The following is a 2779-nucleotide window of genomic DNA, read 5'->3' as shown; positions in this document are numbered from 1 at the left end:
CCCCTGCATTGAATGAATGATTTTAAGGGGTGACAACTATTCTGACACAGGGGGGTTTTATACGTCTTATACAATTAAAGGTAGCAGGGTAAAACTCTTTAGTGGTGGTTGTAATGCTTTTTGCAAGTTCGATCCAAGTAGTTTGTAGAACATAGTTCTTACAAAACTTTATGAAATAGCGAGGATGGGGAGCAAAACCACCAAGTAAACGGTACAAATTCGACGCTTTTTGGTTATTTGATCCCGCTTCTTTATGTTTTTCGGATTTAGATTCAATATAAATATTATCAAGCTGTGTTAAAGCACGAAAAACTTTATGTTTTGCTGCTTTATAAGACTTCTGAGCACTATTTGGGTGATGTTCAGAGCAATAATAATGAGAACTTTGAGGTAATCGCCAGCATAAAGCACATGTTGGAAGAACCGTGTTCCAGTAGGTTTTCTCTTTATACTGCGGTGTTAATGCTCTTACTTTCCAAAGACTTTGCAATACCTCATCTGCATAGTCAATTTCATCATAGTTGCTTGTCCATAGCCCTCGAATTGCGAGAAATTCTTCGACTTGTTGAATTGTGCGATTCAACCCACCGTGAGCAATAACTAAGGAATCTAACTCATTGATTGTTTGTGATTCATACGTTTTTAAAGACTTGAACTCTGCTTTAAATGCCTTAATGAAAAATGGCTCAAGAACAATGTTTTTTAAGGCAGTAATTGCGTGAAGATATCCAGCACGTTTGCGTTGAGTAATTTTTATATTTTCAAGACGAGCTTGTTCCTGTAGCGCATTAGCTTGTTTTTCTATCTGTTTTCTTAGAGCTATACGCGATGCGTGTAGATCGATAAATGAATATGTCAACATGGTTTGTCGTATGTTTCGTATTATGCTTGTTCTGTATTGTCATTATAGTGTTTTCAAAGAATAACAATAGAGAATAAAACAATGAGTAATAAATTATTTATCAGACAGGATGAGTTAGCAAGATTACTAGGGGTGAGCAATACAACCATCTGGCGATGGAGAAAATCGAATCACCTGCCAAAACCTATAGCATTGAGTAATAGGGTTATAGGTTGGCGCTCTGTGGATATTGATGCTTGGTTAGAATCTCAAATGCCGAATGATTTGATGTGAAGGAATATATAAGCTTTGTAGTGAGAATAGTGTTCCGCTACAAGGCTTAAAAATATCAGGTTTGATTTATGCACTAGCGTTTACAGGGTATTGTTCTGATCTTGTTAACGAAGAAGTTATGGCCCATTTTCTATTTAAGAGCGATCTTTAATGGGTTCCCAGAATATGAGTTTTACCTTACTAAAACTAATCTTTTGTACTTTCATCTATTCATCGAGTAAATAAAATTATTTGCTGACTGAGTGAGCCATCAGTTCTCCATGAGATCGAAATCAAGCTCCGCTTTATGCATTTTATGGTATATTCCCGCAAGATAACTTAGCCAATGAAGGTGTATTGCCAACCGATAAGCAAAGGGAGGTAACGCAAGAAGCCCTTGCCCCTTTTGAGCTAGTAATGCCATCAGCCTAATGTACTTTTTCCTATCTGAAGCACTTATAGACAGAAGTTTGCAAGCTTTAAAGTTCTAGACTTGTGGGATTGATGAAGCAATTTATGAACAACGCTATGTCGTATGGTCGAAAATCGCAGGTTTGACGTCTTAATGTTTATTTGTCCCGCTTATTCATCAGAATAGTGACAAGTTGCGAAACATCAGGAGAAGTGTAGAGTTCAAGCCATGCCAGAGTTCCCAATAGGGAGCAAATATTTTAAATACATAAGGAGAATTAAATCACTATGGATAATCTAAGTTTTAGCTTACTACTTATTTTTTTGTTTTCACTTGTCACTATGGGTCTCTTAAAAGCTCAGAAAAAAATTATGCCCAAAAGGTATTTTCATTACGAGCGTCTTATAGATGGGTTAGATGAGGACGTATCATTTTTAGGAGCCTTATTCAGGAGCTCAATTCCAGTTATTACAGGTCTTTTGGCTGGATTAACTGCTCTCTATTTTGGGTATACCGAGAACATTAATCTTATCGGTGCATCGGTAGGATTCTTTTCTGCTTTTTGCCTTGTTTGGCCTGATTACTATAACCCAGAGTTGATAAGTCCAAACTACGCTAAGCAAAAAGCAAAGCTATACACGTTATACATCATGGTAGCTGTTATTTTTACGGTTGGTGGTTTTTTTGGCGCTTTTCTTGCCCCCCTTTTGATGGAAATCGACACTTCAGCTGCAACTAACATTTTTGACTTTAAGTCAATCATTAATAGCGTAGTGGCCGCAATTATTTTTTCAGTTCTTATTTTTGCCCTCAAAAGGCTTGTCGCGTCTTTTAGAAAGGAAGAATAGCAAGCCCTAGGCCAAACTCAACGGAAACTACTTAGTGCATTCTTTGTATGTGTTAACCACATCTGACCACATAGGCACAGCAAACCGCGAAGCAGAGATAGGGATATGATCGATTGCCACTAGGGGTTGCCCATCGTGTCTTCCAATCCAAACAGCACCATAAATATCCTCGTCAATTGCGCCGACAAACCAAAGGTCTCGGTTCTTTTCACTCGTTCCAGTCTTTCCTCCTAGAGATAAAGGGTCCTTATTTAGCAGGTATCCAGCAGTCCCATTCACTGCTGTTTCCTTTAGCAATGCCTTCATAGTATTTATTGTACTTTGACTTGAGACTCTGGCTCCATTGTTGAGCTGTCTCTTGATCACATCTCATCAAGAGACAATTGTTGGTGCACTAATCTTGCA

Annotated in this window: 3 protein-coding genes; 2 read left to right on the top strand and 1 reads right to left on the bottom strand. The window is 38.1% G+C overall.

The genetic code is table 11. From position 1 onward, the window contains the following. Positions 1–22: 22 nt before the first annotated feature. Complete coding sequence (locus Q1K78_RS17270; protein WP_300181683.1) at positions 23–862, bottom strand: hypothetical protein; 840 nt, start codon at positions 860–862, stop codon at positions 23–25. Positions 863–943: 81 nt separating this feature from the next. Between Q1K78_RS17270 and Q1K78_RS17265 the strand changes: the two genes are divergently transcribed. Together Q1K78_RS17265 and Q1K78_RS17260 are read left to right on the top strand one after the other, a co-directional pair. Beyond that, positions 944–1135 carry an AlpA family phage regulatory protein gene (locus Q1K78_RS17265; RefSeq protein ID WP_130087793.1) on the top strand — a complete coding sequence of 64 codons (192 nt, stop codon included), beginning with the start codon at positions 944–946 and terminating at the stop codon, positions 1133–1135. A gap of 678 nt (positions 1136–1813) precedes the next feature. Further along, positions 1814–2374 (top strand): hypothetical protein, encoded by a 561-nt coding sequence (locus Q1K78_RS17260; RefSeq protein WP_300181679.1) that lies wholly within the window; start codon positions 1814–1816, stop codon positions 2372–2374. The last annotated feature ends 405 nt before the right edge of the window (positions 2375–2779 follow it).

It is taken from the genome of uncultured Aliivibrio sp. (assembly GCF_946479765.1).
Lineage (GTDB): Bacteria > Pseudomonadota > Gammaproteobacteria > Enterobacterales > Vibrionaceae > Aliivibrio.
The sequence above is the reverse complement of the archived record's forward strand: the minus strand, read 5'-3'. Positions and strand labels throughout refer to the sequence as shown.